This is a genomic window from Mesorhizobium sp. M5C.F.Ca.IN.020.32.2.1 (assembly GCF_004023105.1).
Taxonomy (GTDB): Bacteria; Pseudomonadota; Alphaproteobacteria; order Rhizobiales; family Rhizobiaceae; genus Mesorhizobium; species Mesorhizobium wenxiniae.
The window spans coordinates 1-5,194 of record NZ_RZSX01000442.1; the positions used below are offsets into that span (position 1 = coordinate 1).

At 64.2% G+C, this 5,194-nt stretch carries 5 protein-coding genes and 1 pseudogene; 3 read left to right on the forward strand and 3 right to left on the reverse strand.

The window, feature by feature from the left end:
• Positions 1 to 55 precede the first annotated feature (55 nt).
• On the reverse strand, positions 56 to 832 hold the full coding sequence (ubiE, locus tag EOA86_RS21100; RefSeq protein WP_128343410.1) for a bifunctional demethylmenaquinone methyltransferase/2-methoxy-6-polyprenyl-1,4-benzoquinol methylase UbiE: 777 nt from the start codon (positions 830 to 832) through the stop codon (positions 56 to 58).
• A 142-nt stretch (positions 833 to 974) separates the two neighbouring features.
• Here ubiE and EOA86_RS21105 point away from each other — a divergent pair, with 142 nt between their 5' ends.
• The 3 genes from EOA86_RS21105 (at position 975) to EOA86_RS21115 (ending at position 3,355) form a co-directional block, all read left to right on the forward strand.
• Positions 975 to 1,949: an adenosine deaminase gene (locus EOA86_RS21105; protein WP_128343412.1), complete on the forward strand. Its 975-nt coding sequence runs from the start codon at positions 975 to 977 to the stop codon at positions 1,947 to 1,949.
• A 105-nt stretch (positions 1,950 to 2,054) separates the two neighbouring features.
• The gene (gene upp / locus EOA86_RS21110) at positions 2,055 to 2,684 is read left to right on the forward strand and encodes a uracil phosphoribosyltransferase (RefSeq protein WP_127212283.1); all 630 of its coding nucleotides are present in this window, start codon (positions 2,055 to 2,057) and stop codon (positions 2,682 to 2,684) included.
• Positions 2,685 to 2,791: 107 nt separating this feature from the next.
• Positions 2,792 to 3,355 (forward strand): TIGR02281 family clan AA aspartic protease, encoded by a 564-nt coding sequence (locus tag EOA86_RS21115; protein ID WP_128343413.1) that lies wholly within the window; start codon positions 2,792 to 2,794, stop codon positions 3,353 to 3,355.
• A 78-nt stretch (positions 3,356 to 3,433) separates the two neighbouring features.
• Here the strand turns inward: EOA86_RS21115 and deoA are convergent, their stop codons facing one another.
• Complete coding sequence (gene deoA / locus EOA86_RS21120) at positions 3,434 to 4,753, reverse strand: thymidine phosphorylase (protein ID WP_128343415.1); 1,320 nt, start codon at positions 4,751 to 4,753, stop codon at positions 3,434 to 3,436.
• A pseudogene (locus EOA86_RS21125) lies at positions 4,753 to 5,194 on the reverse strand (purine-nucleoside phosphorylase); the annotation flags it as partial. The pseudogene EOA86_RS21125 and the gene deoA, both read right to left, overlap by 1 nt.

Here is a 5,194-nt window from a genome sequence, read left to right on the forward strand (position 1 = left end):
GCCAGCCCGCACGAGCCTGAAACCGGCGCCGACACTGCTCATGACTGCGCTCGCCTCAAAGCTTCCAGCCCGAATGAAGCGCAGCTATGCCGCCGGAATAATTGCGAAAAGAAGCGCGGTCGAAGCCGGCGCGGGAAATCATCGCCGCAAAATTCTGCTGATTGGGAAATTTGCGGATCGATTCGACCAAGTAGGAATAGGGCTCGCCGTCGCCGGTCACCGCCTTGCCGATCCTGGGGATGGCGTTGAACGACCACGCCTCATAGGCCTTGTCGAGCAGCGGCATGTCGACCTCGGAAAATTCGAGGCAGAGGAAGCGCCCGCCGGGCTTCAGCACGCGATAGGCTTCCGCAAGCGCCACATCGATGCGCGGCACGTTGCGAATGCCGAAAGCGATCGTGTAGGCGTCGAATGTGGCCTCAGTGAAAGGCAGCTCCTCGGCATTGGCTTCGACGAAATCGGTGTTTGCCGTCAGGCCCTTTTTCTCGGCCCGGTCGCGGCCGACGGCGAGCATCGAGCCGTTGATGTCGAGAACCGTGGCATGGGCGTTCCTGCCGCTCGCCTCGACGATGCGAAAAGCGATGTCGCCGGTGCCGCCGGCAACGTCGAGAACGCTCCAGCCCGATCGTTTCGGTGGATTGAGCCATGTGACCATGGCGTCCTTCCACAGCCTGTGCAGCCCGGCCGACATCAGGTCGTTCATCAGATCGTAGCGGTTCGCGACCTTGTGAAAAACGTCATTGACCAGGGACTGCTTCTCGCCTGCCCCTACACGCTTGAAACCATAGGACGTTTCCATGCCGCCAACGGCCGTGGTTCTCTCAACCGACATTATTTTGATCCGCCATAAAACCGGCGGGACCATAGCCGATCGATGGTGCCGACGCTATTGTTTAAGGCGCGGTGTTCGGCCGCGCTTCTCGGTCGTGAAATCGTACTTATGTCACGAGCTGGAGACCTGACGGGATGATTGCATGCCTTTGAAAGCGGAACTGCACTGCCATATCGAAGGGGCAGCGGCGCCCGAACTCGTCATCCGCCAGGCGCAGAAATACGGCAAGGACACCTCGCGCTACATTCGAAATGGCTCTTTCGTCTGGCACGATTTCACCTCATTCCTCGCCGCCTATGACTTCTCCTCCGACCTGTTCCGCACGGAGGAGGACTATGCCCGGCTGGCCGATCATTACCTGACCAGCCTCGCCCGCGACGGCGCCATCTATTCCGAGATCTTCACCTCGCCGGACCACGCCGGCAAGGCCGGCCTGTCGCCCAAGGCCTATACGGACGCGCTCGGCGAAGGCATCGCGCGCGCCAAGGCCAGGACCGGCATCGAGGGCCGCATGATCGTCACCGGGGTGCGCAATACCGGCGTCGAATCGATCGAGCAGGCGGCGCGCTTCGCGGCCCGCTGCGGGCATCCGCTGGTCACCGGCTTCGGCGTCGCCGGCGACGAGCGGATGGGCGATCTGGAGGATTATGTCAGGGCCTTCGAAATCGCGCGGGAGGCCGGCCTCGGCATCACCGTCCATGCCGGCGAACTGATGGGCTGGGAGAGCGTCGAGGCCGCACTCGATCACATCCGCCCCGCCCGCATCGGCCATGGCGTGCGCGCCGTCGAGAACCCCGACATTGTCCGGCGCATCGCCGACGAAGGCGTCGTACTCGAATGCTGTCCCAGTTCCAACGTCGCGCTGAAGGTCTTCGACAGTTTCGCGGATCACCCTTTTCCGGCACTGCAGGCGGCAGGCTGCAAGGTGACGCTAAACTCCGACGATCCGCCCTATTTCTGGACGTCGCTGAAGCGCGAATACGACATTGCCGCCGAGCATTTTTCGATGAACGACAAGGCGCTCGCCGCCGTCACCAGAACCGCCATCGAGGCCGCCTTCGTCGACAAGAAGACCAGGACAGCGCTTCTCACCCGCCTCAACAGCGCCGCCCGCTAACTCTCTTTTTTCGGCAAAAGCTGTGGTCGGCGGCAGCAGGCGGTTCCTTGGCCGGCGCATTGTCGCTAGGGTTCACGTAGGCAGCCGGGATTTCAGGAGAACACCATGCAGGGCGTCACCGTCGTCGACCACCCGCTTGTCCAGCACAAGCTGACCATCATGCGCAAGAAGGAAACCTCGACGGCCGGCTTCCGGCGGCTGCTGCGCGAGATCTCGCTGCTTCTCGGCTACGAGGTCACTCGCAATCTCGAGCTGACGACGACGACGATCGAAACGCCGATCGAGACGATGGAAGCGCCGACGCTGGAAGGCAAGAAGCTGGTCTTCGCCTCGGTGCTGCGCGCCGGCAACGGCTTGCTCGAAGGCCTGCTAGACCTGGTGCCGGCGGCGCGCGTCGCCCATATCGGTCTCTACCGTGACCACGAAACGCTGGAAGCGGTCGAGTATTTCTTCAAGGCGCCGAGCGATCTCGCCGACCGGTTGGTGATCGTCGTCGATCCGATGCTGGCGACCGCCAATTCGGCGATCGCGGCGATCGACAAGCTGAAAGGGCGCGGCGCCACCAGCATCCGCTTCCTTTGCCTGTTGGCTGCCCCCGAAGGCCTCGAGCGCTTCATCAAGGCGCATCCCGATGTTCCGGTCTTCACCGCTTCCATCGACCGCCAGCTCAACGAGAAAGGCTATATCATGCCGGGCCTCGGCGACGCCGGAGACCGCATGTACGGGACCAAATGACCGTGCCACTCGTTTACCGATCGTTTACGCAAACGGCCGCTTTCCGCATCTGTTAAAGCGGCAAACACCATACCGCGATAAGCATGGGCCTTCACGAAGGCCGGTCCATGCTGCGCAATCTTATCATCCTTGGCATGCTCGCCGTAGCATCGGCGTCGTTCCCGATCCTCTATCAGTCGAATCCGCAGATGCTCGATGGCCTGCTGAAATCGGCGGTCGGTACCAGGCCGGCAGTCGAAACGCAAATGGATCTGAACCTGGCCACGGTTCCGGATAGACCGGCGACGCCGCGGCCGCTCGGCCGCAAGGTCGTGGTCGCCGCTGACGTGCGCGGGCATTTCACGTCGGCGTTCAGGCTCAACGGTCGAACGGTCGACGGCATGATCGACACCGGCGCGACGCTCGTGGCCATCAACAGTTCGACGGCGCGCAGGATTGGCATCTCGCTGAACGTGTCCGACTTCAAACACGAGGTAAACACCGCCAACGGCGCGATCAGGGCTGCCCTGGCGACCATCGATCGGCTGCAGATCGGCAAGATCACGGTCGACGGCGTCCAGGCGGTGGTGCTCGATGACAAGGCGCTGCGCACCAACCTGATCGGTCTGAGCTTTCTCCAGCGGCTTGAAAAGTACCAGGTCGAGAACGGCGCGCTGCTGCTCGTCCAGTGAACCAAGATCCCGGAAAAGTGGAAACCGGTTCTCGGAGCGATCATCGTCCAACAAGAAGGTAGAGCCTGGCTGACCGGATCACCCGCGCGGCAGGATCCGCCGGATGACGGTTTTTTCCGCGGGCGGCTTCGAAGCACCGATCGCATAGGCCGAAAGCACGGCGGCCGCGGCCGCTTCGGCATCCGCGGGATTGCGGGCATGGACCAGCGCCAGCGCCTCACCGGAGCGCACCTCCGCGCCGACCGGCAACAGCCGGGTGATGCCGACCGCATGATCGATCCTGTCGTCCGGCCGTATGCGCCCCCCGCCAAGCCCGACGACGGCGAGCCCGATGTCGCGGGTCGCGATGCCGGTGACGAAGCCGTGTTCGGTCGCCTTGACCGCAAATTCAGTCGCCGCCTTCGGCAGGTATTTTTCCGGATTCTCGACGAAATCTGCGGGGCCGCCGAGCGCCGCCACCATGCGCGCGAAGACGGCGGCGGCACCGCCGCCGGCAAGCGTCTCGGCAGCGCGCCGCATGCCGTCCTGGTTGGACGACACCAGCCCGGCAGACTGCAGCATGTCTGCGGCCAGAGCAAGCGTCACATCCTCCAGGCGCCGGTCGCGGAAGCGGCCGGTGAGAAAATCGACGGCGTTGCGCACCTCGACCGCGTTGCCGGCTGCCGACGCCAGCGGCTCGTTCATGCCGGTGACCAGTGCTGAGGTCTTCAGTCCTGCGCCACTGGCAACTTCTACCAGGCTGTTCGCCAGCGTTGTTGCGTCGCGCGACTTTTCCATGAAGGCGCCGTTGCCGACCTTTACGTCGAGCACCAGCGACTGCAGGCCGGCGGCCAGCTTCTTCGACAGGATCGAGGCGGTGATCAGCGGCACCGATTCGACGGTTCCCGTCACGTCGCGGATCGCATAGAGCCGGCGGTCGGCGGGCGCGAGATCGGCGGTCTGGCCGATGATGGCGCAGCCGGCTTCGAGCACCGCCTTGCGGAAGCCCGCCACATCCGGCTGGCTGATATAGCCGGGGATGGCATCCATCTTGTCCAGCGTGCCGCCGGTATGGCCGAGACCACGGCCGGAAATCATCGGCACATAAGCGCCACAGGCGGCGACGATCGGCGCCACCATCAGCGAGACATTGTCGCCGACGCCGCCTGTCGAATGTTTGTCGGTGACTGGGCCCGGCAGGTTCGACCAATCGAGCACGTCGCCGGAGTCGCGCATGGCCAGCGTCAGCGCCACCGCCTCGTCGCGGCTCATGCCGTTGAAGAACACCGCCATGGCGAAGGCCCCGACCTGCCCGTCCGAGACGGCGCCTGCGGTCACGCCTTCGATGAAGCTGGCGATCTCCTGCGTCGACAGCTTGTGGCCGTCGCGCTTGCTGCGGATGATTTCCTGGGGAAGCATCAGGCCGGGACCTTACGCTCCGGCAAGCCATCCTGGAACACACGCTGGAGGATCGTCGCCAGACGCGCGCCGCCAACCGGCGCCATGTCCTTGGTCTCCTGGTGCGAAAGCTCCGCCCCGGTCATCCCTGCTGCAAGGTTGGTGATGACCGAGCAGGCGGCGACCCGCAAGCCGAGGAAGCGGGCGAGAATGACCTCCGGCACGGTCGACATGCCGACGGCGTTGGCGCCCATGACGCGCGCCATGCGGATCTCGGCGGGTGTCTCGAAGCATGGCCCGGAAAACCACATATAGACGCCCTTGTGCAGGGCGGTAGCCGTCGCCTTCGCCGCCGTCTCGATCGCCGCGCGAAGGCCGGCATCATAGGCTTCGGTCAGGCCGACGAAGCGGCGGTCGCTTGGCTCGGTCGATCCGGACATGGGGCTAGGCTCGGTGATGCTG

Bases quoted from the DNA above. Each gene is read 5' to 3' on its own strand.
- ubiE (WP_128343410.1), bottom strand. From the start codon at position 832: ATGTCGGTTGAGAGAACCACGGCCGTTGGCGGCATGGAAACGTCCTAT.
- EOA86_RS21105 (WP_128343412.1), top strand. From the start codon at position 975: ATGCCTTTGAAAGCGGAACTGCACTGCCATATCGAAGGGGCAGCGGCG.
- upp (WP_127212283.1), top strand. From the start codon at position 2,055: ATGCAGGGCGTCACCGTCGTCGACCACCCGCTTGTCCAGCACAAGCTG.
- EOA86_RS21115 (WP_128343413.1), top strand. From the start codon at position 2,792: ATGCTGCGCAATCTTATCATCCTTGGCATGCTCGCCGTAGCATCGGCG.
- deoA (WP_128343415.1), bottom strand. From the start codon at position 4,753: ATGCTTCCCCAGGAAATCATCCGCAGCAAGCGCGACGGCCACAAGCTG.